This window comes from Succinivibrio faecicola (assembly GCF_019448115.1).
Classification (GTDB): Bacteria; Pseudomonadota; Gammaproteobacteria; order Enterobacterales; family Succinivibrionaceae; genus Succinivibrio; species Succinivibrio faecicola.
In genome coordinates this window covers 22,684-47,451 of record NZ_JAGFNY010000015.1, presented here as the reverse complement: position 1 = coordinate 47,451, position 24,768 = coordinate 22,684, and the positions used below count along the sequence as shown (strand labels likewise).

At 33.8% G+C, this 24,768-nt stretch carries 19 protein-coding genes and 1 pseudogene; 6 read left to right on the top strand and 14 right to left on the bottom strand.

What is annotated here, in order from left to right; translation table 11 throughout:
* Window positions 1-462: 462 nt before the first annotated feature.
* The 3 genes from J5V48_RS05650 to J5V48_RS05640 are packed head-to-tail and all read left to right on the top strand — an operon-like array spanning window position 463 to window position 6,341.
* Window positions 463-2,394 carry an acyltransferase family protein gene (locus J5V48_RS05650; protein WP_219937596.1) on the top strand — a complete coding sequence of 644 codons (1,932 nt, stop codon included), beginning with the start codon at window positions 463-465 and terminating at the stop codon, window positions 2,392-2,394.
* Between the two features lie 2 nt (window positions 2,395-2,396).
* Window positions 2,397-4,352, top strand: coding sequence for an acyltransferase family protein (locus tag J5V48_RS05645; RefSeq protein WP_219937595.1), 1,956 nt, complete (start codon window positions 2,397-2,399; stop codon window positions 4,350-4,352).
* A gap of 6 nt (window positions 4,353-4,358) precedes the next feature.
* Window positions 4,359-6,341 (top strand): acyltransferase family protein, encoded by a 1,983-nt coding sequence (locus J5V48_RS05640; protein ID WP_219937594.1) that lies wholly within the window; start codon window positions 4,359-4,361, stop codon window positions 6,339-6,341.
* Window positions 6,342-6,396: 55 nt separating this feature from the next.
* On the opposite strand, the gene J5V48_RS05635 is transcribed toward J5V48_RS05640, so the two are convergent.
* The gene (locus tag J5V48_RS05635) at window positions 6,397-7,467 is read right to left on the bottom strand and encodes an alginate O-acetyltransferase AlgX-related protein (protein ID WP_219937593.1); all 1,071 of its coding nucleotides are present in this window, start codon (window positions 7,465-7,467) and stop codon (window positions 6,397-6,399) included.
* Window positions 7,468-7,478: 11 nt separating this feature from the next.
* Window positions 7,479-8,888 carry an MBOAT family O-acyltransferase gene (locus J5V48_RS05630; RefSeq protein ID WP_219937592.1) on the bottom strand — a complete coding sequence of 470 codons (1,410 nt, stop codon included), beginning with the start codon at window positions 8,886-8,888 and terminating at the stop codon, window positions 7,479-7,481.
* A gap of 137 nt (window positions 8,889-9,025) precedes the next feature.
* Between J5V48_RS05630 and J5V48_RS05625 the strand changes: the two genes are divergently transcribed.
* Both J5V48_RS05625 and J5V48_RS05620 read left to right on the top strand, forming a co-directional pair.
* Complete coding sequence (locus tag J5V48_RS05625) at window positions 9,026-11,002, top strand: acyltransferase family protein (RefSeq protein WP_219937591.1); 1,977 nt, start codon at window positions 9,026-9,028, stop codon at window positions 11,000-11,002.
* A 3-nt stretch (window positions 11,003-11,005) separates the two neighbouring features.
* Window positions 11,006-12,322 carry a hypothetical protein gene (locus tag J5V48_RS05620; protein WP_219937590.1) on the top strand — a complete coding sequence of 439 codons (1,317 nt, stop codon included), beginning with the start codon at window positions 11,006-11,008 and terminating at the stop codon, window positions 12,320-12,322.
* Between the two features lie 234 nt (window positions 12,323-12,556).
* Here the strand turns inward: J5V48_RS05620 and J5V48_RS05615 are convergent, their stop codons facing one another.
* From J5V48_RS05615 to hutW, 10 genes are all read right to left on the bottom strand, one after another.
* Window positions 12,557-13,312 carry an energy transducer TonB gene (locus J5V48_RS05615; RefSeq protein ID WP_219937589.1) on the bottom strand — a complete coding sequence of 252 codons (756 nt, stop codon included), beginning with the start codon at window positions 13,310-13,312 and terminating at the stop codon, window positions 12,557-12,559.
* Window positions 13,305-13,697 (bottom strand): ExbD/TolR family protein, encoded by a 393-nt coding sequence (locus J5V48_RS05610; RefSeq protein ID WP_219937588.1) that lies wholly within the window; start codon window positions 13,695-13,697, stop codon window positions 13,305-13,307. The genes J5V48_RS05615 and J5V48_RS05610 overlap by 8 nt, the downstream gene beginning before the upstream one ends.
* The gene (locus tag J5V48_RS05605) at window positions 13,681-14,295 is read right to left on the bottom strand and encodes a MotA/TolQ/ExbB proton channel family protein (RefSeq protein ID WP_219937587.1); all 615 of its coding nucleotides are present in this window, start codon (window positions 14,293-14,295) and stop codon (window positions 13,681-13,683) included. Before J5V48_RS05605 ends, J5V48_RS05610 begins: the two co-directional genes overlap by 17 nt.
* Before the next feature lie 2 nt (window positions 14,296-14,297).
* On the bottom strand, window positions 14,298-14,813 hold the full coding sequence (locus J5V48_RS05600; RefSeq protein WP_219937586.1) for a flavodoxin family protein: 516 nt from the start codon (window positions 14,811-14,813) through the stop codon (window positions 14,298-14,300).
* A 5-nt stretch (window positions 14,814-14,818) separates the two neighbouring features.
* Window positions 14,819-15,304 carry a ChuX/HutX family heme-like substrate-binding protein gene (locus J5V48_RS05595; protein WP_219937585.1) on the bottom strand — a complete coding sequence of 162 codons (486 nt, stop codon included), beginning with the start codon at window positions 15,302-15,304 and terminating at the stop codon, window positions 14,819-14,821.
* A gap of 87 nt (window positions 15,305-15,391) precedes the next feature.
* The gene (locus tag J5V48_RS05590; RefSeq protein ID WP_219937584.1) at window positions 15,392-16,777 is read right to left on the bottom strand and encodes an ABC transporter ATP-binding protein; all 1,386 of its coding nucleotides are present in this window, start codon (window positions 16,775-16,777) and stop codon (window positions 15,392-15,394) included.
* Entirely contained in the window at window positions 16,774-17,547 is a 774-nt protein-coding gene (locus tag J5V48_RS05585; protein ID WP_219937583.1) for an energy-coupling factor transporter transmembrane component T family protein, read from the bottom strand. Before J5V48_RS05585 ends, J5V48_RS05590 begins: the two co-directional genes overlap by 4 nt.
* The gene (locus tag J5V48_RS05580; protein WP_219937582.1) at window positions 17,525-18,061 is read right to left on the bottom strand and encodes an MptD family putative ECF transporter S component; all 537 of its coding nucleotides are present in this window, start codon (window positions 18,059-18,061) and stop codon (window positions 17,525-17,527) included. Before J5V48_RS05580 ends, J5V48_RS05585 begins: the two co-directional genes overlap by 23 nt.
* Window positions 18,062-18,093: 32 nt before the next feature.
* Window positions 18,094-20,286, bottom strand: coding sequence for a TonB-dependent receptor plug domain-containing protein (locus J5V48_RS05575; RefSeq protein ID WP_219937581.1), 2,193 nt, complete (start codon window positions 20,284-20,286; stop codon window positions 18,094-18,096).
* A gap of 30 nt (window positions 20,287-20,316) precedes the next feature.
* Window positions 20,317-21,825, bottom strand: a complete 1,509-nt coding sequence (gene hutW / locus J5V48_RS05570; RefSeq protein WP_219937580.1) for a heme anaerobic degradation radical SAM methyltransferase ChuW/HutW — start codon at window positions 21,823-21,825, stop codon at window positions 20,317-20,319.
* A 469-nt stretch (window positions 21,826-22,294) separates the two neighbouring features.
* On the opposite strand from hutW, the pseudogene J5V48_RS10075 reads away from it, so the two are divergent.
* Window positions 22,295-22,351, top strand: a pseudogene (locus tag J5V48_RS10075) (IS3 family transposase); the annotation flags it as partial.
* Window positions 22,352-22,506: 155 nt separating this feature from the next.
* On the opposite strand, the gene thrC reads toward J5V48_RS10075, so the two are convergent.
* Both thrC and thrB read right to left on the bottom strand, forming a co-directional pair.
* Window positions 22,507-23,793, bottom strand: a complete 1,287-nt coding sequence (gene thrC, locus J5V48_RS05560) for a threonine synthase (RefSeq protein WP_219937579.1) — start codon at window positions 23,791-23,793, stop codon at window positions 22,507-22,509.
* 9 nt (window positions 23,794-23,802) lie between these two features.
* On the bottom strand, window positions 23,803-24,765 hold the full coding sequence (gene thrB, locus J5V48_RS05555; RefSeq protein ID WP_418896167.1) for a homoserine kinase: 963 nt from the start codon (window positions 24,763-24,765) through the stop codon (window positions 23,803-23,805).
* Window positions 24,766-24,768 lie beyond the last annotated feature (3 nt).

Sequence of the window (24,768 nt, the reverse complement as noted above, 5' to 3'; positions counted from 1 at the left end):
ATCATAATACCTATCTAGTATAACATATAAAAATAAAGAATGCACGCTTTAAACATGCATTCTTATGCGTTTTTTTTTAACTTTTTGTATATATCTTACTTTGATCGTCTATCTAGATTTGCAAAGTTTGGGTTTTACATATCTTTTACAAAAATTATCGCTTTGCGTGATTGAAATCACAAATTTGTTAGTGTAAAATTATCATCCGACAAATAGGAGACTTTCTTAGTTGTTAATATAATAATTTACATCCCATAATTCCGAGGTTTGCTACAGATTGAGCAAACCTTTTTTATTTAAGACTTAAAGAGACGAATATTGAGCTTTATATACATTCATTATTCTTATCTTTGTGTTTTTTATTTAATTGATAATAAATTGACCATAGAGTAAAATCCTACTTCTATCCTAAAAACACTTATTTTCGGTGATGTTTGCATTAGTGTATTGGTAATACAAAGAATGAAAGAAATAAGAAAAGATATCGATTTTTTCAAAACTATTGCTATTTTAAGTGTTATTCTTTACCACCTTTTTGATTTATTAAAATCAAATATGCTTTCATCTGTAACCTCATTTGATGGTGGTTTCTTAGGAGTTGATGTTTTTCTTCTAGTTTCAGGTTTTCTAATCTGTGGATCTATTGTTTCGAAGCTTAATACCAATTCTTTCAGTCTCTTAGAGTTCTACACTAGAAGGGTTACAAGAATTTATCAGCCTCTTTTAGTATTCTGTGCAATCATACTTTTTATTGGCTATTTTATTCTCTTTCCTGATGCATATAAAGAAACAGGACGTGAAGTGGTTAATGCTGTTATTGCTACAGCTAATTTTAGATTTGCAAATTCATCAGGATACTTTGATTTAGAATCTTTAGACAAGATCTTACTTCATACATGGTATATTGCCATCACAATTCAGTTCTACCTTGTATGCCCAATTATCCTTGTTTCATTAAAAAAAGTCTTCAAATCGCATTTCAATCTTTCTATTTTACTGCTCACTGCTTTACTGTTAGTAACTGCTTTTCTTTGTAATAAGCATGGTAAAGGTTATCTTTTAACTCAGTGCAGAATCTATGAAATGTTCTTAGGAGCAAGCATTTATCTTTATAAAGATTGTCTACTTGATTTCACCAAGAAGCTAAAACTTTCTCAACCTATAATGCACTATGTAGGTGTTGTTCTTCTTATTGTTTCTATTTTTACAGTAAGAATTAACAATAATATCTGGCAGGTATATACATCATTTTTTACTCTGGCTTCAACTGCAATTGTTATTATTGCTAATTATCAGAAGTCATTATTCAATAAAAAACTATTTACCATACCAGGTCAGATGTCTTATTCTCTTTATCTATGGCACTGGCCAATATTGGTTGTAGCTATAAAATTTGGTCTAAGCCAAAGCTTTATTCCATTATTTGTAACATCTCTCATAATTACTGCTATATCTGTATTTTCTTACACATTCATTGAAAGGAAAAAATACAAAAAATCAGTATTGCTTGTAGTCTTTGTTTTATGTGCTATTCCAAATTTTGTAATTAAAGACAATTCATACCTAAAAAAATTCACATTTAAAAATGAAGTTTCTTTACTAGGTGACAGTTACGATCTTGAGATCTATAAGAGTATAGATAATTATTTCATATATAAAATCCCTCGAAAAAATGAGCAGATCAATACCTTTGTAATTGGAGATTCACATTCAGGTCAGTACCATAATTTCTTTTATTATGACTATGAAAAGCCTATCTACTATGCAACTATTGGTGGAACCATGGCATATGGATCTTTCTTTACTGATTTGGAAGGTAAAAAAGGTCAAATATTTTTCAAATTATATTCTTCAATGCTTGAAGAAATGAACGATAACTCACGAGTTGTTTTATCAAACAACTGGTATTTCCAATACGAAAATCAATTTTTACCTCTTCTAAATAAAAATGACACTAAAGACAATTTAAACGAGTTTATTACTCATCTACTCTCAGATCTGGACAGCCAGATAAAGAAATATGAAAAACTAAATTTCTATATTATAGGACAGAACGTATATCAACCGCAGTCAATAAAAACTTGCACTGCAGTTGATTTATCTAAAACATTTTTAAAGAATTTTATTGATTTGAATAAATGCTATACATTCAAAAATTTAATCGGAGAGGATGTAGAGCTTATCAACAAAGCATTACAGGATTTTGCAAATTCAAAAAGCAATGTCCATTTTATTGACAGAAATGATGCAATAATTGCAGATAAAAAAGAAAAAACATTTCTCTCAGTTGATAAAGACAAAAGACCAATCTATTTAGACAAACATCATTACACAATCTCAGGTTCAAAATTAGTTGGCAGATATGTAATGAATCAAATTGATAAAAACAATTAGATATGCAGAAAATTAGAAACGATATTGATTTTTTAAAAGCAGTTGCAATACTTTGTGTTGTTTTTTACCACCTTTTTGATCTTTTAAATATTTCATATAATCTGAACATCCATTTGTTCGATGGCGGATTTCTTGGTGTCGATATTTTTTTAGTTATTTCAGGATACTTAATTACAGGCTCAATATTTAAAAGCCTGAATTCAGAAAGTTTTTCTTTAAAAAGCTTCTACAGTAAAAGATTATTAAGACTCTATCCACCACTAATTGTTCTTATTCTTTTTTGTCTGATTTTCGGATACTTCCTACTATTTCCTGATGTATATAAAGAAACAGCAATTGAATCCGTTAATGCTTTAATAGGAACTTCAAATATAAGATTTGCAAATTCTGGTGGCTATTTCTCACTGGATAATTCTGATAAAGTCCTTCTTCATACTTGGTATATTGCACTTACAGTACAATTTTATCTTATTTGTCCAATACTAATTAGCATTTTAAACCGTTGTTTTAAGGCAAATACTAAATTTTATGTACTTGGCTTTACAGTATTTCTTATTATTGCATCAGTTCTACTGTCAAAAAATGAAAAAGCTTACCTATTAACTCAGACAAGAATTTTTGAGTTATTTATAGGGGCAACAGTATTTATGTTTCAAGATGAAATTAGATCTCTTCTGAGACTTAAAGGATCTTTGTCTCTGATTATTTTTTATTGTGCTGCATTGATGTTAGTCTATACTGTCCTGACTACAAGTCTTTCAGATTCTTATTGGAATCCTAGCACATCAGCTCTAACAATCATTGCAACTTCTCTAATTCTTATACTCAATTATGAAAAATCTTTCATAATTAATACAAAATTCAATTTTATAGGCAAAATGTCATATTCCATCTATTTATGGCACTGGACTATTTTCGTATTTGCATTAAAAATGGGGCTTAACACTTCTGCAAGTTCTTGTATTGTAGTTTTACTTATAACTCTCATTATTAGCTATATTTCATTTATCAGCATTGAAAAAAGAAAACTAAAAAATTCTTTTATAATTATTTCTCTAATCTGTATTTGCCTTTCCTATTTATATATTAAGAAAGTCAAAGGAGATAATTATCTATCATCATTTATGGTGGAGACTAAGCTAACCTTTGAGCCTAAAACACCAAAAATAGATTTTATATTAGATGATCAAAAGGTATTTATTCTCGGAAAATCAGATAAAAAACCAGATATTTTTATTACTGGTGATTCTCATACTATGCAATACTTTGATTTCTTTAACGATGTCTATTCAGGATCTGTTTATTACTCTGCCTATGAAGCAACTATGGCATATGGTCCTGTATTTAATAATATGAATGCTGTCTACCTTAATATTGGTAAATCAAAGCGACAGAACTTCTATAAAGCTTACATTCATACTCTTAATGAATTAGAAGATAATGCAACAGTAATAATTTCAAACAATTACTTTCTGCACTATAAACCATATCTTGCAGAAAAGGCTCTGAAAGATTCAGATGAAAGTTTTGAACTATTCTTAAAAGATATGATCAGTGATATTGATTCACAGGTTCAAAAACATAAAAAACTGAATTTTAATATTGTAGGTCAGGGTATATACACAACATTTACAATTGCAAAATGTTTAAAAACTGATTTACATGATTCTTTTTTACGATATGTAATCAAACAGGATAACTGCTTTGAAACATATGATTTTATTTTTGAAAGAAGACAAAAAATAAATAAGGCACTTAATCAATATGCGCAAAACAACAAAAATGTTTTCTTTATTGATAGAAATGAACCTCTTTTAAAAATTGATAATTACAAAAATAGTATCTACACAACAGTAGATAAAAACAAAAAACCTCTATTTAGGGATAACCATCATTACACACCTATAGGTGGTATCCAAATAGGTGAATACATAATCAAAAACCTTAACAAAAGGTAATAATGAATGCCTGACAAAATTTCTACTCTAAAAAGTTACAGAACTGATATCAATGGACTAAAGGGTATAGCAATAATAGCTGTTGTACTCTATCACCTATTTACATTGTTAAATGAAGGATATTATACTAGTATTCACTTATTTGATTCAGGTTTCCTGGGAGTTGATATTTTCCTCGTTATCTCAGGATACCTGATTGTACAAAGCATACAAAAGAATATAGATAATAATACTTTTACTGTATTTGATTTCTTCAAAAGAAGATTCTTTAGAATTCTTCCTCCTCTGTTATTTGTCATCGCATTCTCTTTTGTAATTGGATACTTTATTCTTATTCCAAAGTCATACCTTGAACTTGCAAGAGAAGTTAAGCATACACTGTGTTTTATATCAAACTATAAATTTGCATCAAATGATGGCTATTTTTCAGTAAATACCGCAGATAAAGTTCTTCTTCATACATGGTATTTATCTGTTCTAATACAGTTTTATTTGATAATACCTTTTGTATACGCCTTAAACAAAAAGTTAAATTTATCTAATAAAATCAACAAAACCATTTATGCTCTATTTGCATTTACCTTTGTTCTAGCTTTGGTATTTCAATTTCAGAACAACAGTTACCTTCTAACACATACCAGAATTTTTGAACTTTTTTTAGGTGCAGCAACTTTTTATGCATCAAAGGATCTTGTTAAACAAAAACAATGGTTTGCAAAAAACATAATCACTTACCTATCTCTTTTCATTTTAATATTATCACTGTTTATTATTTCAATCTCCCAATCAGGATGGCGAGTACATACATCTATACTTACAGCTCTTTGCACAGCTTTCATTCTTTTTCACGGAATTCAGACAAGGTTTCTATCCAATAAAATCCTGCAAACTCTCGGCAAAGCGTCATATTCAATTTATTTATGGCACTGGCCTATATTTATCTTTATATTAAAGTGTTCTTTTTCATTGAATTTAGAATATATATGCCTGCTTATTCTAATGCTGAGCACATTAAGTTTTATTTCATATAGATATTCTGAAAAGGCAAAAATTTCAACTGCAGTTACCCTTTCACTATTTTTAGCTTTACTTGTTTTCAGTATTTATGAAAAGAAAGCAGAAGGTCATAATTATTTATCAAAATACATAAATACTTCCGTAACAATTATGGAAAAAGGAAATTTTGATCTTCCAAAAGAATATGCACCAAGAATAGCAATGACTATAAATTCTCATAATATTGAACAGTTTGGTTTACAGAGTGAGACTCCGCATATTCTACTTGTTGGTGATTCTCACTTAGAACACTTTATTTATTACATAAAGAATTTCAATAAAATTCCTGTTTATGCATTCTATCAGAGAGGCACAATTGGCTACGGAACAAATTTTGCAAATCTAAAAGCAACTATTATGGTTGGACCTGAACAGAGAAAAGACTTTTTCAATACCTATATTTCTCTATTAGATAAGATGCATGATGGAGATAAGATTGTAATTAGTTCAAGATGGGATGGTTATGAACAGTTCTATAATGCAGAATATAATCTTAAAGGTAACAGTAGAGATTTTGACAGATTTACTAACGCAATAATTGATGATCTGTCCGAATCAATAAGCAAATATCCAAAGTTAAAGTTTTATATTATAAATCAGGGCATTACTCTATCAGACTCTCAAGTAGACTGTTTGCACTTAAAATTATCAGGATCAATCTTGGAAAATCTATTAAATGCTAAAGGATGCAATACAACTGTTGATTATAAGAACAATAAGAAGCTTATTATTAACCAAAAACTAAAAACACTTGAAAGTAAACACCCTAATGTAAAAATTATAGATAGAAACGAATCGTTGCAGGTAAAAAAAGATCTGTATCAAATTAAAGACAAAAATGGAAATCCGCTTTTCTTTGATGACAACCACTTATCTGCTGCAGGAGCTATGATTGTAGGCGAAGCTATAATGAAGCAGTTAGAGAAAAAATAAATTGCTAAAGCTTTGTGACTAAAAATAGATATAGAATTAGTCACAAAGCAATTTACTAATCAAAGAATACGTTTCGCTCTACATTCACATAGAGAATTAGATCTGGTTTTTCTTGTTTAATCACTTGCTCAAACAATATGCCATCAATTTCTACTCTAGGTAATAGAATTACGTTTCTAAAATAGTCAATTGCATATGGAGCAAAACTTCCACCAAAAGAATCAGCCATAATCATTACTTTTCTATCATCTTTTGAGTTCTTATTAAAAAACTTTTTCAAATATGAAGAACCATCAGTAACATATTCTTGTATGCTTATACTTTCGTTATTATGAACTACAACGTTATCTAAATATCCATGTTTTGGAGGTACTATATTTCGAGTTAGATCTCCAGTCTCTTTAGAAGAAAAAGTAAATGAATAGCTTATAGGTTCATAGCTATCAACAATGTGACTCATAACATTGTTAAAAGCAATATAGGCTCCATAACAATTCCAATGAGAATCATTTGAATAGTACAGAGTATGTTTATCTTTTAAGCTCTTTTTGGCATTATTCAGACATTCAAAATTATCAATATATTCAATACCATTTTCTGTAAGAATATGTTTATATTTATCAAAAGCTCTGTGCTTAGCTGGTTCATAAATATATGATCTTAAAAATTCAGGATATATACCATGTTTATCAGGTCCTACAACAAGATAAAATTGAGCTGAAGACTGATTTTTAATATTTTTTAAGAAAGTTATTTTTCTGTTTATATTAGAAATAGGAATCTTTAATTCTTTGGTATGCTGAGAATAAACAAATTTTGCAGCATCACCTAAAAAGAACCAGTTTGATTCACCTAAAACAGTAAGTCTGTTTGGTGAAAAACTTTCATCTGCATATACAGAATAAAAATGAGTAAAGAACTTTTCTGAAATTTTGATCTTTCCATATAGTCTGTCTGTGTACCATTGAACAAGATCTGAAAAAAAATCTTTTGTTCCGAACTTTGGAAATTTTGCTAATGTTCTGTTTTCGGATTTAATTATATATGAAGGATCCGTTGTTAAAAATCCCAAAATAGGCACAACAAACATTAAAGAAACAAGTACAATCTGAATTACTCTTTTCATTTGCTAGCCCTTTAGAAATTAAAATATATAAATGGATTCTGTGCATTAAAAAACAGAATTATCACGCTGAAGAAAACTAAAATTGAATGGACAATGTATGCTTTAATATGAGTTTTCTGTTCATATGCATCAGATGATGAAAATGAAGGTAAACTTGAAAAAGCAACAAGAAAACCAAGTATTAAAGCAGCATAATTAACAATTTTTCCTTCAACTAAACTAACATTATCTAGATTTGATACAGTGAACATTACTTTTAAGTATTCTAAAGCATGTTCAATATTATCTGCCCTAAAAATCACCCAGCCAACAAGTACCACAATCAAAGCATAAGAATGAGTCAGCACTTTTGGTAATTTTGCTAAAACATCCTTTAAAAATACCCTTTCTAGAATTAAAAACAGACCATTGTATAATCCCCATATAACAAAGGTCATGTTAGCTCCGTGCCAAAGACCACATAAAAAGAATACAAATACAAGATTAAAATAAATCCTGTATGTCGCAACTCTAGATCCTCCTAATGGAATATATACATAGTCTCGAAGCCAAGATGATAAGGATATATGCCATCTACGCCAGAAATCCTGTATTGAAGTCGCTTTATATGGAGAATTAAAATTCTCATGGAATCTGAATCCTGCCATAGCAGCAAGGCCAATTGCCATATCTGAGTATGCTGAGAAATCAAAATAAATCTGGATCATGTAGGCTAGAGCACCTATCCATGCATCAGATGTAGATATGCTATTTACGTTAAACAAAAAAGCCATATCAGCAAGAGGTGCTACAGAATTTGCAATTAAAATCTTTTTATTAAGACCTAAAATGAAACGATATAATCCATAATTAAATAGTGAATGAGAATCAACTCTTTCATTCAGATCGTCCTTGACATCTTTAAATCGAACAATAGGACCTGCAATTAAATGAGGGAACATGAAAAAATATGCAAGGAATGTTGTTATTTTACATTTGCCAGATAGTTGATTTCTTGCAATATCGATTAAGTAACTTATTGCATGGAAAGTAAAGAATGATATACCTAAAGGTAAAGTTTGAATTTTTGCATTAACGTTTAGCAGAAGACCTAATTGATGGAATAGATCAACAATCCAATATGAGTATTTATAGAAACCTAATGCAATCAGATTGATAGCTACAAATAAAAATAAAGTTATATTCTTGAAATTTGGTTTTTTCTCTTTTACAGATTCTAGAATATATCCAAAAACTAAATTAAGTAGGCCATAAGCTAACAGTATTTTTAACGAATGAAAACCACCGTCAAAAACATAAAAGAAGAGACTTATGAGTATTAGAGAAATATTTCTGAGTGTTACAGACTTTCTTAAGAAAAAGTCTAGACTTAAAAACAGTGGAAGTATAAAAAATAAAAAAGGTAAACTAGAAAAAACCATTTATTTACAATAATCTAATTAACACAACAAACTAAAATTAGTTTTCCATTATACCATAGATAAAAAATTGAGCTGTATATCAAATTTATTATTTGTTAGAATTAGTCGTTTATGTCACTAGACAATATGAGAGAAATATGAACACAAAAAAAAGAGCAGATATAGATTTTCTGAAAACCATTGCAATTATTGCTGTAATACTTTACCACTTTTTTGATATTCAAAAAGCATCAAGCAAAAATTTTAATTTCTCTCTTTTTGATGGTGGATTTCTTGGTGTTGACATTTTTCTAGTTGTATCAGGATTTCTAATTACAGGATCAATCGTATCAAAACTTTATTCTTCAGAATTCTCTATTCTTGAATTCTATAAAAGAAGACTATCAAGAATATATCCTCCATTAATTACACTTTGTTTATTTGTAGCATTCTTTGGATACTTTTTACTTTTACCTGATCTGTATAAAGAAGCCGTTGTTGAAACAGTAAATGCTCTTATTGGAATTGCAAATTTTCGCTTTGCAAATTCTGGTGGATATTTTTCACTTGCAACAGTAGATAAAGCGTTGCTTCATACTTGGTATATAGCACTTACAATTCAATTTTATATTCTTATTCCAATCATACTTGTTACTTTCAAAACTTTGTTTAAGAATAAGTTCAGATACGCAGTGTTGATACTAACAATTTCTCTTATTTGCATTGCGCCAAAATTCTGTGTCGAAGGAAAAGGTTATCTTTTAACTCAGTGCAGAATATGGGAAATGTTTGTTGGAGCATCATTATTCCTTTTTAAGGATGATTTAAATTCCTTTCTTGTCAGAGAAAACAGAAAAATTTCTGCCTTCTATTTTTATGCAGGAATTATTGCAACAATAGTTTCAATTCTTACAGTAAGACTGAACTATGGTGAATATTACGTACATACATCAGCTTTTACTGTAGTTGCAACTTGTATAGTTTTATTTTCAAACTATCAGAATTCCTTTATCTTAAACAGCTATACAACACTTTTAGGAAAAACCTCCTATTCTCTGTATCTGTGGCATTGGCCTGTATTCGTTTTTGCTTTCCAGTGCAATACAGGTTTGTCAGTTATGAGTGTTGGAGTAATAGCTCTTATCTTAATTGCAACAACTTTTTGCTCTTACAAAACGTTAGAAACTAAAAAGGTTTCAGCAATATTCAGTCTATTATGTGTTTTACTAATCGCTGCATGCTATGTATACGTAAAGAAAGTAGATGGAACAAACTATCTGCAAAATTATATGATAGAGACTCAAAAATCTTCATTTACGGAAAAACACAAAAATACAGACAGTATTTATTTTTCTAAGAATAATTTTAGTATCGATAAAATAGTTGCATCTAATGAGGAAGAACCAAAACGATTCATTATAGGCGACTCACACACAGGACAGTACAAAAGTTTTTATTTGAATGATTACAACAATTCAATATATTTTTCATCAATTGCTGCGACTATGGCATTTGGCGAAATCTCAGCTAATTATAAAACTGTTCTTCCACCACCACTAAATATATATCCAGTTAATAGAGTTACATTCTTTGAGTTTTACAAAAAGATGCTTGATACGTTAATACCAGGTTCGAAAGTTATATTAGCGTGTAACTGGCACGTTCACTACGAAATCTTCATTAGAGAAAACAATTTAAAAAAGGATACAGAAAACTATAAGAAGTATATTGAAGCTGTTGTTGCGGATCTTGATTCTCAAATAAAAAAACACAATGATCTAAAATTTTACATTATAGGACAGGGTGCATATATCTCAAGAAAAGATCTTCAGTGTACAAAACTTGATTTAAAGGATTCATTCTTAAGACATGTCATATCTCAAGGAAATTGTAAAACCTTTACCGATGATATTGAAGATAAAACACTTATGATGAACTCAGCTTTGAAAAAATATGCAGATATACATAGCAATGTTACATTTATTGATAGAAATATTCCTTTAAGACAGGAAAACAATCAAATTCTTGGATATGATGACAACCACTACCCTATTTATAACGATGATCATCACTACACATTTGTAGGATCAAAAATAGTAGCGAAATATATTATGAACATAGTTGATGAGGAATAATTCATGAGTATGTGTTACATGGAGCGAGATAAATTAATAAATAAAAATAAGCTCCGAGCTGATAATAATTGTTTTTTTGTAAAACATAATAAATTTTTTGCTATAACAGCTCTACTGTTTATTCTGTTTTTTTTAGTAGCAACGCCAATTTCTGGTGATGATGTTAACTACTTTGCTTTACAGAGTACAAATTTTGAATGGCTTTCACTGCGATACAATACATGGTCAAGTAGAATTGTAATTGAAAGTATTCTTCCATTCATGGCTAAGCATGAGTATATATTTAAGCTGATTACAATACTTTTATTCCTGTCTGCTCCGATAGCCATTTATATAACAACTCAAAAATATAAACTCAGTGCATCATTATGTATTTTGTTAATTGCAATTTTCCCATTTTATAAATTAACATCAGCAGGCTATGCTGCAACTATGACAAATTACTTTTATCCAATTCTTTTTGGTTTATGGATATTTGTATATCTGTTTATAAAAAAAGCTAATATATTTGGATACTTGATACTAATGATTCTTGCAACTTATGTTGTAAATCATGAGCAAACAGCTATCTTGTTGCTTGTAGTGTCTTTAATTGCTCTATTCTATAAAGATTCTGACAAAAAATTAGCTTCATTATGTCTTATTCTTTCAGTTATAGGACTGTTTTTCATCTTCACCTGCCCTGGAAATTCTGTCAGACTGGCTGCAGAATCAAAGACATGGCTTCCAGGTTACGAGAATTATGAGCTTCTTGATAAAATAAATCTTGGAATAACAAGCTCTCTTTATTTTTTAAACTACAGAGGCCCGGTTGCATTTTTATTCTGTTTTGCATCTGTAATCTATGCATTCACAAAAAAAATCAGACTCTCTCTTGCTCTAGTAGTATTTTTAACAATCCTAATTAACTTGTTTTTAAAGAAATATATTGGACCTGATTATCTTGAGCACGACATACAGTGGTTAAATAAATTTCCTATTCACTCTTTTTTAATACTTCTTGCTATGCCTTTAGCTTTAGTTCTTTTTGTATTGTTCATGCAAATCAGTATTCAAGACAAATTCTTCATTATTTTAATAATCGCTTCAGCATATGCTATAAGATGTACAATGGGATTTTCTCCTACTGTTTTTGCATCCATCGAAAGACCAAGCATGTTCTCTCACTTATTGTTTATTCTCTGCGGTCTTTTTGTTTTACTAAAAGGGAATGTAGAGAAAAAGAATATTTATGTGCTTATTACTCTTTTTGGTATGTATGGTGCCACAAATTCACTACTTCGAGGTCTAAGATCAGTGCACCATGCAATCTTCATGTAGAAACTTTTAAAATAAGTTTTTATAAAAAAAACTCAACTTTTGTATTTGAATTAAATTCAAATGCAAAAGTTGAGTTATAAAGTTGCTTTTTTATAGGATCTGATTTGTATTAGAGTGTGATACCTTTACTGTCTTTGTCTATCATATTCTCTCCCATCTTGACTTTTGAATCTCAAAGATACTCACATGACGATAAAAATAAGGCTTAATTCTGTACTGCTGCTATGCCATAACTTACTCATTTAGGAAAAACCTTACAGGAACTATTACTGACATGGAACTTTTCGCATTTACATTAAAGCCTGTTACAATTGAACTTAGGCGTTTACACTCATTGTTTAATACAGAATATGAACTTTCTTTTTCAAGTATGCTCTTTTCAACAATTCCATTTGAGTTGATGCTTATCCTTAAAACACACTCCCCCTCAATATTATGACGTATGGCGTTTTTTGGATATTTTCTTTTGGATTGGAGAAAGGACAAAAGCGCAAAAACAGCTCTCTCTCTTTCTTTTGCAGAATCCTTAGGTAATTGAGCTTGCTTCCTCGTTGCACCAGCATTTACTTGGATTTCTGAATCATTTTTAGATAAAGTTTTACTGTCGTTTTTTCTTTTTTTCTCTACAGAGTAAACATCTGACTTGGATCTTTTTTTGAATATCACTTTTTTTTCAGGTAAAACTTTTCTTTGTGTCTTAAAAGCTTTATATACTTGATTATTTAAAGCAGGCTTTTTTACTTCTTTTCTTTTAAGTTCACTTTCTTTTGCCTCTGTCTGATTAAATGAATCTAATTCTGAGCTGCACTCAGGACTGTATTCAGGTGCACGTGTCAAAAGCGTCAGAGAATAGATTTCATTTTTATCAGCAACAGGCTCTTCCTTATGTTTTTGATTGTTACTGATTTGGATATAAAAATATACTGCACACAGTATCAGCATAAACAGAACTGTCTGACAGTTACTTTTTTTAAGCAGTGGATCATTCATTAGGGACATTCGCAGATATAAGGATCCGCCCTCCACGTAGCTCTTTTGCAAGATCCACAAGTTTTAATACCTTTTCAAATGGAGCATTCGCATCAGCACTAACCTCAAGCTCAAGCTTAGGATCTGATCGCAGATTTTCATTGATCTCATCAAGACTTAGGAGCTTATCCTTATAAAAGTACTCTCCATTCCTAGTCACACTGATGCAGATAATGCTTTCCCTTTTTACCTGCTGTGAATGCTTGCTGTATGGAAGTTCAATATCAAGTGCTTTTTGAGTAAAACTCATTGTAAGAATGAAGAATATCAGCAGCATAAAAATCACATCTATTAAAGATGTAAGATCAATATGTGGCTCACTCTCCTCCTCAAACGGAAGTTTCATGCTTGTGCTCCCTAATCCTGTTGAAAGTGCTTACAGCCTGATAGGTGTACTCAATGCTCTCTGATAAAAAGATCTTCATGCGCAGTGACAGAAGATAAAACACTACTAGTACAGGTATGGCAACAATAAGTCCCAGTACAGTTGTTACTAGGGCCTGATAGATACCTGAGGCCAGTACCTTTGGATCTGAAGCTGAAAGGTGTGATATCTCCTCAAATATTGTCAGCATTCCAAGAACTGTTCCTAAAAGTCCAAGAAGAGGTGAGATCACTGAAATCATCTTGAGAACTGTAAGAGAATTCATGATAGTCTTGAAATTACGGCCAAATAGATACATCACCTCAGCTCTTAGATCATCTGTGTGATTCTGGTGAGTACTTACCATTGCCTTTATGATATTCAAAAAAGGATTATGTCCCTGATAATCTTTAAGGCAAAGAGTACTCTCATCCTTTTTTACATAGTCTCTTTTAAATTCTGACCATACCAGTGAGGTATAGATATATGACCTTATACTTAGAAATACAGAGACTACAGCCAAGGATAAAATGACGATCCCACATGGACCGGCATATTCATAAAAAGACAGCATATCCATGCTTATTCACCTAGCAATTTTCTGACAAGTCCAACAGCCTTTTTAAGATCATTCTCATCAGGATGAGATGATGCTCTTTTGAGTCGCTCCTGATGCTCTTTATTGTCTTTAAGATCAGGTTGATGCGAATACATAAGCTCAATGACATCCAAAGCAATCTTACCTTGTATCCAGAAATGACCTAAAAGGTTACAGCTCTTATCTAGTGATTCAATTATCCTGTCCATTATCACTTTAGCACCATCACTCTTCGGATCACCTCCTAAAGTTCCAAACAGAATTACCTTTTTATTTTTAACTGAAGGAATAAACTGCTCTGAGAAGTCATCAATATGACCTGCATCAAGCCAGAAGCCTGCTATGATTACATCATAATCATCAGTATTTATCTTGGAATTATCCAAAGAGAGCAACTTTTCTGTCTTTACAAGGTCACATTCAGATAGCTCCTCATAAATAGCATTGGCTACTTTCAAGGTATTTCCTGTTCTTGAACTTACAACTATCAGCTTTTTCATACCGATTATCCTCTTAAGAATTGTGTAAAGATCTGAACTTCAGCCTCATCGTGCTTGTGATTTGTACGACTTAAATAAAATGAGTACAGACTGTTTCCATCCTTATCAAAGAAAACGGTTTGATATGAGGTCAGATTCATGAAAGGTATCTTTAAAAGAGCTATCTTGTAAACACTGCTTTTTTGAAGATGTCCATTTAAACAGCCTTCATCAAAGAGGTTGAAATAACCCATACCATCTTTGCCATTTCCAAGTTTTACTCTGTTCTCAAAAATGTTTCCTCCCTTTTCAATAAAAAAGGTAAGATCATTAAATCCCTGTAAAAAGCTGTATACACGGTCAAATTCACTGCCATCGAGTATAAGTTTATCTTCATCCTTTAAAGACTCTGCAGCTTCAAGCTCAGTGCAACCTGCACTTCTTGCAACCATCATAAGTCCCATTGATTTACCAGAATTTAGTATTTCTGCCACTTTTTCTTTTATTTTCACGTGTCTCTCCATTGTGTTTTGAATCTTAAAAGTAAAGCTAAAACTGAACTAAAAGGTATTTAATAAACACTCCTTATGTTTTTTTACCTATTGTCCTATCTCTATTGCATCGAAACTGTCATCATCAACAAGCTCAAGATCATGGGTAATAATCACTACACAGTTCCCCTGTTGTGCATAATCCTTAAGCATATCTTTGATGATTCTCATGTTCCTACCATCAAGACCTGAGGTTGGCTCATCAAGTATGATAATTTTGGGATTCTTGCACATAGCCATGCCAATGACGAGACGTTGCTTCTGACCTCCTGACAGAGATTGCGGATGCCTATTTGCATATAAAGACAAATCTAGTTTTTTGAGCATATTGTCTACCTTGTCTTTAGAATCTTTTATGCCTGCAAGATAAAAACATGACTCAAGCTCGTCATATACAGTACGCATATTCAGCTGATAATCTGTGTTCTGCAGTACTATTGATCCGAAGGCAAGAGGGTTGCCTGTATATGATTCATCAAAAACTACTCTGCCTCCTTTTTGCTTTTCAAGCCCAAAGATAAGACGGCATAAGGTAGTCTTGCCCACGCCGTTTTTTCCAAGCAGAACATGAATACCTTTTGGAAAGGATATGTTCAAATTATCAAAGATGCTCTTTCCTTCTTGATAGTAAAAGGTAAGATCCTCTGTTCTGACAACACTATCTTTGGATCTGTCTGCTCTTTTTAGCTGATCCCGTCTATCTGGTACTGATGCTTTTCTCAAACCAAAGTCTTTTACAATCTCGTCAGTCAGAATTTCAAATCCGCCTTCCTTACAGACAGATCCATTACTCATAACAATTACACTATCTGCATATTCACTTAGATAATAAAGTCTGTGATCAACAATAAAGATGCAGTAGCCTTGCTCTTTTAGATCATTTAGAATTGAAGCAAGCTCAGATGTTGATTCCACATCAAGATTAGCTGTAGGCTCATCAAGAATGATGTTCTTAACACCTAATGCCACTATGGAGGCAAGACCTACCTTCTGCTTTTGTCCCTCAGAGAGTGCATCAATCGGATTGTTTCTTACATCCCCAAGATTAAACAGTGAGATCACACGGTTTACTCTTTTTTTGATCTCATCTCTTTTAATTCCCTGCCACTCAAGAGCAAAGGCTATCTCATCTTCAACATTGAGTGCAAAAAACTGTCGCTCTGGCTCCTGAAAAAGAGATCCAACACTAGTGGAATGCTCATTTAGACTCATCATTGAGGCATTTACTCCATCAATGAGCACATCACCTTCAACCTTTCCTCCAAAATAATGAGGAGCAAGTCCGTTCATAAGACGAATAAGAGTTGATTTTCCACAGCCTGAAACGCCAGTGCACAATGTGATTTTTCCATTCTCCGCTCTTATAGAAATGTCCTTAAGGCATGGATCTTTCTCTGAGGCATAGGTATAGCTAACATTCTTAAGTTCAATCATGGGTGACCTGCCATTTTTATAAGTGTACCTGTGAGCTTGTACTGCATGCAGATGCAGACAATGCAGACTATAAGAGCAATACTCATCAGGGCATAATCTTTAGTATGCAGTGACTGTTTTTTCATGTTTACCTGCGAATTGTTGCCTATTCCCTTTAATTCACAGGCTATACCAAGATCCTCAGAAGATCTCAAAGACATGAATACTAAAGGAGAGAAGCTCATTCTAATTAAAAGTACAGGATGAAAAAGAATATTCTTTAAGGTAAATTCAAATCCTCTTATCTTCATAGCCTCAAAGATTTGCTTGATATCCTTGATAAAGGCAGGAACAAATCGAATCATAACCGCACCTGGCAGATAAATAATAAAAGGAAGATGCATGTTTGACAGCGTTGTTAAAAGATCCTGCACCCTAATTGTCAGGGTAAGAGGTAGCACTGCATTCATAACACAGGCTCCACGTAAAAATGGAACACTCATTAAAGACAGCTGCGCGCTCTCTTTTACCTGTGGTATATATAAAGCTATAACTCCAATGCACATATATGAGATAGCCATTACAAGAGCCATGAAAAAGTAACTGACCATAAGTACTCGGTAACGTTTCATCAGCATTGCATAGCTAATAGTCAGAACAAAAAGCAGACAAAGAGGGTAAAAGGATGAAAGTGTCAGAGCTGTTATTGAACAGGCAATAGACAAGAACATCTTGCTTTTTACATTAAAAGAATGCAGATAGGAATTTCTAACGGTTAATGATGCTAGCATGACGCAGCTCCCTAGCACAGTAAACACCAGTAAACAGACCGCACAGTGATCCTATATAGCCTACAAGCACAATTCCAACTACCATTACAATCACTCCGGGTGTTTCTCGCATCATGATGTAACTTACAAAAAGCGACATGCTCTTTGAGATAAAATCGTAAAAAAAGACTCCAAGGACAGGGGCATAGAATCTTTTCATGCCTCCTGTAAGAAGTATCAGAATTTCACAGGCAAACGCACTTAATATTGAAGCTGGCACTGTTGTGATACCTCCACCTAAAAGCATGAAACTAACTAAAGCTCCAACTGCTGAGAATAAAGTCAGTGCAAAGGTTTTTCTGACCTTGTACAAAAGCACCACCAGAAGAGTGGTGTAAACAAGATTTTTTAATATCAGCGAGATGGGATTTAGACCACCTCCTGCAAGTGCAATAATCATGGTTACAACCTTGACAGAGGCTGCAAACACACCAATTACCACCAGATCTCTACAGTTAAAATACCGTTTAATCATAAAATAAGGCTGGGGCTAGCCCAGCCATCTCCTTAGAACTTAGCCTGCATAGTTACAAAGCCGTGTGAACCTGGCTCTGCAATGGCATCTGTTGTGTAGTAGCGCTTGTTTAGTATATTCAGCCAGCCTGCAGAAATCTGATACTGACGGTTTTCGCCAAAGATTGCGCATATCTCGAAGTTTGCTGTGGTAAAGCCTCCGTGATGAGAGTGAGCTACATTTTCTTTTGACACATAGGTATAGTCACGTTTTGACTGTCCTCTTGCATAGGCATCTGTGGTTAAAGTGAACAAAGAGAATTCATGCTCGTATCTGACACCTGCTCTTGCCATAAGTGAAGGAGTGTCAGAATCATAGGTGGACTTGAGAATAGGACTGTTCTCATCAAATCTTCTTCTCATGTAGGTAACAGAGGTATATGGTGTTACTCTGTCAAAGAGCTCATAGGATACAGTGACCTCAGCACCAAAGGTCTTTGCACTTGCAACGTTAAAGTACTGCTGAATGGTGTCATCGCCTTCATTTACATCCTTTGTTGAAATGTAATTTTTTGACTTTGTTAAAAATACGGCTGCATCAGCAAAAAAGCCTTTTGATGAATGACGGATACCAAGTTCATATGAGTTTGAGGTTTCAGCCTTTAGATTCTCATTTCCCTTAACAGTACCACCGCCCATTGAGGTGGTAAAATATCTTTCCTGAAGAATAGGAGCTCTAAATCCCTGACCAAAGCTGAATCTTGCAGTTGTGTCATCAGTAATTGAATAAACAAGACCTGCGTTAAATACAGTTCGGTTGTTGGTACTATCTCCTGTATCTGCAAAACTTACATTATTATTTAAAGCATCATATTTTGAGTTTAAATCACAGTTGGTATCAACCTTTGTATATCTGGCTCCAAGATTAGCATTTAGCGCATCTGTAAGCTCAATCTCATCTGACAGATATCCATATACTGTTCTCTGACCGCCTGAGAGTGTGGTTACACTGTTTGCCATATCAATATTCCTATTGACATTCACGTTCATTGGATTGGTAGCGCCGGATGTAGAATTATATCTGTAGCCAGTTCCGTTAACACTAAGATTCAGATTACCTTTTGTATTAGTTACTGAGGTAAAACTGTCATTTTCAAAACCAGCGCCTGCAGTCAGATAATTTCTCTGACCTAACTGCCACTCACTCTGAAGAGTTACTCCATTGGTAATAATGTTGTTCTTAGCATCAATATCCATTCCAACCTGAGATTTTGTGGAAGTTTCCATATGTACAGTCAAAGGTCCTGTAACCTGATGAGATACTTCATTTTTCACATCTGTCATCTTAAAATGATTTGTCATGATTTTCTGATTGCGCTGAGTGTAAGCATCTAATCTTAAGTGGACCAGCTTTTCAGACAGATCATGCATGTCGGCAAAGATATTTACCTTGCTTCTTTTCCAGACTGGTATTTTTACGTAAAACTCATCATAGTTTGACAGATCATCAGTTGAGGAGTTGATGTTTGAATCAAAGTAATCACCTTTGATACCCGCGGTTATCTTATCTGTAAAATCATATGATAAAAGACCATCAAAAGCCTTTTGTCTAAATCCGGTATTCTTAACTGTCTCATGAGGAACACGCAGATTGCCGCTTTCACTATTAGCTGCACCAAATCTGTATCCAAGACCTTCTACCTTTCCTGATACAGAGCCTGACTCTCTGTAGGCATTGCCGCTACCGTCATATCCTGATGATACATTTGCTGAGAATTTGTCTTTTGAATTCTTCTTGGTGATGATATTGACCACACCGCCTATGGCATCTGAGCCGTATAAAACAGAGTTTGGTCCCTTGATAACCTCTATACGTTCAACAGATGCAGGATCAATCAGCATTGGTGTGCCAGACATTGACTTTTGCTCGGTTATTCTCTGTCCATCTATTAGAATTAAGGTTCTGTAGGCATTTTCTCCTCGAATTCCAATACGTTTTAGTCCCTGTGAGCCATCATTATTCACGCTTACACCAGGTACATCCTCTAAAAGATCACCTATAGTGGATACAGCTTTTTTACTGATCTCCTTTTCATCAACTACAGATACACTTACTGGTACCTCTAAAAGATCTCTTTGTACTCTTGTAGCTGTAACATCAATTCCTTTAGTCTTAACCTCTGAAGCATTAGACATGTTTGTCAACAAAACAGTTGCTATAGCCAGTGCGATTTTACTGTATTTCATAATGATTTCCTTTTTTATGTAGTGTCGGGGTTACAACCCGTTTTTATCAAGATAACCTGTAAGCAGATTCACCATGTTTACCGCCCAGAAACGACCAGCGATTGTAAATCTGCTAAAGCCATCTTCAGTATTTAGAAGACCAGCACTCTCCCACTGAGTTATCACCTCTTTGCTCTTCTCATAAAGAGGGAGAGAGAATCTTTTCTCAAGAACATTCCAGTCAATAAATCCAAGCTCCATCTGTTCTCCTAAAACCTTAAAGACGCGCCAGTTCTTTTTAGGAACAAACATCATTTTGGTGCTCTTTTTTCCACTTTCTATAAGAGAAGACCACTCCTTGTAGTCTCTTGAATTCATGTAGCTTACCCCCTGAATTTTTCCGCCAGAGCCTGGACCAAAGGCAAGCACATCAGCATCAGACTTTGCCAGCACGTTATAAAGATTTCTCTCTCTGAAGGTTTTTGCAAAATGGGATACACTAAGCTCTCTGAAATTCTTTTTTGCAAACAGTTCACATCCTGCCTTGTACATTCTTGCTCTGCCCTTTGAGTTATAGGCAAGAGGCATCTTTCCAGCCTTTATAAGCTTCTCTAAAGGAGAACCTTCAAGAAGGATCAGCTGATAGAGATCTGCTCCGTCAATTGGGAGTTCTGAGGCTATCTTTATTGAATCCAAAACGCTTTTTTCATCTTGACCTGGAAGGCCAAACATTAAATCAATGATGACTGCAGCCTCATCATATGAAGAGAGGTGAACAAGTGAGGATATAAGCTCTTCTTGAGTGCTGATTCGACCAAGTCTCTGTCTTACCTCAGTATCAAATGACTGCACACCAAGAGAAAACCTGTTCGCTCCGGCTCTTAGACATGCTTCAATTTTTTCATCTGAAAAGTAACTTACACGCCCCTCGACAGTAATCTCACAGTCATTAGCAAGAGGGAAGCACTCTTTTACGGTTGATATAATTCTGTACAGATCTTCTGCTTCTAAGGCTGTAGGTGTTCCTCCACCAAGGTAAACGGCATGAATTGGCCCTGACTGTGCAGCCTTGGTCTTCTCCCACATTCTCATCTCTTTAATGAGATTGTCGGTATATCTTTTTGATTCCTCTTTTTTATAGGCGCTGATGTAGAACATGCAGAAAGCGCATCTGGTCTGACAGAAAGGAACATTAATGTAAATGGCACTTTTTGTAGTTCTTTTAACATTTGAAAGCACATCAATTGCATAAGGGACAAATGGAGGTGGAACTACCTTCATAGAAGAAGAAATATGGGACTGTGTTTTTTGTTCAAAGGCATCCTCGATAGGATTATCGGAAATTGCTGCTCTATAATCTAAAGATGACTCATTTTCAGCCATCTTTTGCATCATCTTTTCCATGGGCATCATTTTTTCTTTTGCGACCTTTGGCATGATGGCCTTGCCCATAATTTTAAAGCCATCAATCAGAGCATTAAAATCAACCTCACCGTTTTCATCAGTGTGTTTTTTAACAATAGCATCAAAAGGCAAAGTGATTATCTGTTTTAAATCCATTATGCAAGGTATCCGTTTTTTAAATGCAAAAGTTTAGTTAGTAACATCTAACTTGAGTTAGCATAAACTAACCTAAGTTAGCGTTTGCTAACTATACAGATCCTGTTAGCATAAAGCAACAGCTTTTTATAAAAAAAATTTTTGTCTTACATAAAACAATCAACTGAAGATTAGAACGCCCCCTGTTAGTGATCACCCGATTGATAATTAGGTTTTGTTATGAAATTAACTAATGAACAAAGATTAGTTTTGTAGATGACCATCTAAGATCGGATCTAGTGCTACAGCATTTGACAGCTCTTCATGGCTAAAGCCATGTGAGCTGCCAAAACAAGCTTAAAGAACATAACCTAATCCAAAGGATGTCTGGACAGCTAAGACTTATGACAACATCATGATTGAGTTATTCTTTGGATGAATGAAGGTTGAAATGTTTTAAGGAAAAGAAATGACATTTAAGGACTAAAATGACTTAGAGAAAGCAATTATAGATTATATAAATTGGTACAACGCTGACAGATATTGATTAGTTAAAAGGCCTGTCTCCAATTAATTTTAGGAAACAAGCCTTAAATTCAGTTTGTATGATCTGGAAACTTAAGTGATCAATTTCTGGGGCATACTATTCATTCAGGATTTTTTCCCCAGTTTTTTTAATCAGATAAGTTAGACTAAAAGCGATTACTTTAAGCCTTCCTCTGTTAATACATAATCCTTTAGTGTATTGTAATCAGGATCCATATTATGAGCCTTTGACTCAAGAGCAACTGTATCCTGCAGTGCCTTTGGAAGAGCTACATCAATACCTAGGATACGATCAACATCAGCCTTGAACTTAGCTGGATGTGCAGTACCCAGGAAGATACCAGTCTCGCCTTCTTTTAGGTTATCGGATAACAACTGATAAGCAATAGCAGCGTGAGGCTCTAAAACATAACCTGTCTTCTTGTATAAAGCCTGCATAGTCTTTTCAGTATCAGCATCTGACATTGAACCAAAGTCAAAATCCTTTAATGACCAGCCCTGCATCTTAACTAAAGCTTCAACTCTTGGCCAGTTATTAGGTCTTGAAATATCCATTGCATTAGATAAAGTAGCAACAGTCTTATGTGGCTCATAGTTACCAGTTGTTAGATAACGTGGGATAGTGTCATTTGCATTACAAGAAATAACAAAACGGCACTTTAAGCCAAGAGACTTAGCAATTAAACCCGCTGTAATGTTACCAAAGTTACCGCATGGAACAGAGAACACAACAGAATCACGCTTTTCTTTTGGAAGCTGAGATACAGCCTCAAAGTAGTAACATACCTGTGCAAGCAGACGGCTGATGTTGATTGAGTTTGCACTGTTTAAACCTACAGTCTTCTTAAACTCCTGATCGTCAAAAGCAGTCTTAACAAGATCCTGACACTCATCAAAAATTCCATTAACTGTTACAGCACGGATATTCTTACCTAAAGTTGCTATAAGTTTTTCTTGAAGTTCAGAAATCTTGCCTTTTGGATATAGAATAACTACATCAATACCCTTCTGCTCATAAAAAGCAGCTGCAACTGCAGCACCAGTATCACCTGAGGTTGCAGTTAAGATGGTTAGGTGATTATCCTGTCTTATGGCACCTAAAACACGTGCCATGAAACGAGCACCAAAATCCTTGAATGCCAAGGTTGGTCCGTGGAAAAGCTCTAAAGCATAGATATTCTCATCAGCCTTTACGATTGGTGCTTTAAAAGAGAATGCATCAGCAACAATAGTCTCAAGCTCAGGTAATTCATCATTTCCAATAAGATGACGAAGAACTTTCTGTGAACGCTCAACAAGAGGCATATCAAGAAGTTCATCAATATTATCAATAGGAGTAATATGATCAGGGAAGAATAAGCCCTGATCTTTGCCAATACCCTTGAGCACAGCCTGTGAAAAAGAAACCTGCTCGTTATGATCTTTTAGATTAAATAATTCCATTGTTATTTCCTAATCAATTACCTGTGCATAAGCTCCACGTCTGTCAACTTTGCAGACATGACAAAAACCGTCTTCATTTGCGATGAAGTTCTTTTCTAGATAATCCTTCATCAGATTAGCCTTTTCAAGATCTTCAAATATAGAGAACACTGAAGAGCCTGAACCTGAAATACCAGTTGCAAGAGCACCTATTGATGAACCATATTCTCTTGCCTCAGAAAAACCAGGTATTAAAGATGCTCTGTAAGGCTCAGCAATAACATCAGTTAAAACTGAAGCTGCAAGCTTATCATCACCAGTGTGGCATGCATGAACAAAAGTAGCAAGATGACGACCGAATGTAATGGTATTTTTTCTGTCATAAGATGTAGGCAGGATCTGTCTTGCTGCGCTTGTTGAAACCTTAATTCCTGGGAAACATGATACCCAGTACCAGTTGTCAAAATCAGGAAGAGTTGTAGAAATGATGCCCTTTTCTTCAACTATGAGCTGAAGTCCGCCATAGTAGCAAGGAGCAACATTATCATAATGAATAGAGCCTGAGATTCTGCCTTCAAGTGCTCCCATAAGCTCAACAATCTTTTTCTCGCCTAAAGCATTGTCATGAATAGCATCAAGAGCAACAACGGCTGCAACAACTGATGCTGCAGATGAACCTAAGCCTGAGCATACAGGAAGATTCTTTGAAAGCTCCATATGAACGTCAAGAGCTGTTTTTCCTTCCTTTTCTAAAGCATCCTTATACATAAGATATGCTTGATAAACAATATTCTGCTTAGGATCAGTTGGTAGCTTATGAGCAAAACGGCCTGTAACAGAAACATCACAACCTTTTGTATCATTTGCAGAAATTACGATCTCATCACCTAGTAAAGAACCGTCAATAGGCTTTAGTGCTGCGCCTAAAAGATCAAAACCTACAGACAGATTTGCTGCAGATGCAGGAGCATATGCCTTATACATTTTTGTCATTTG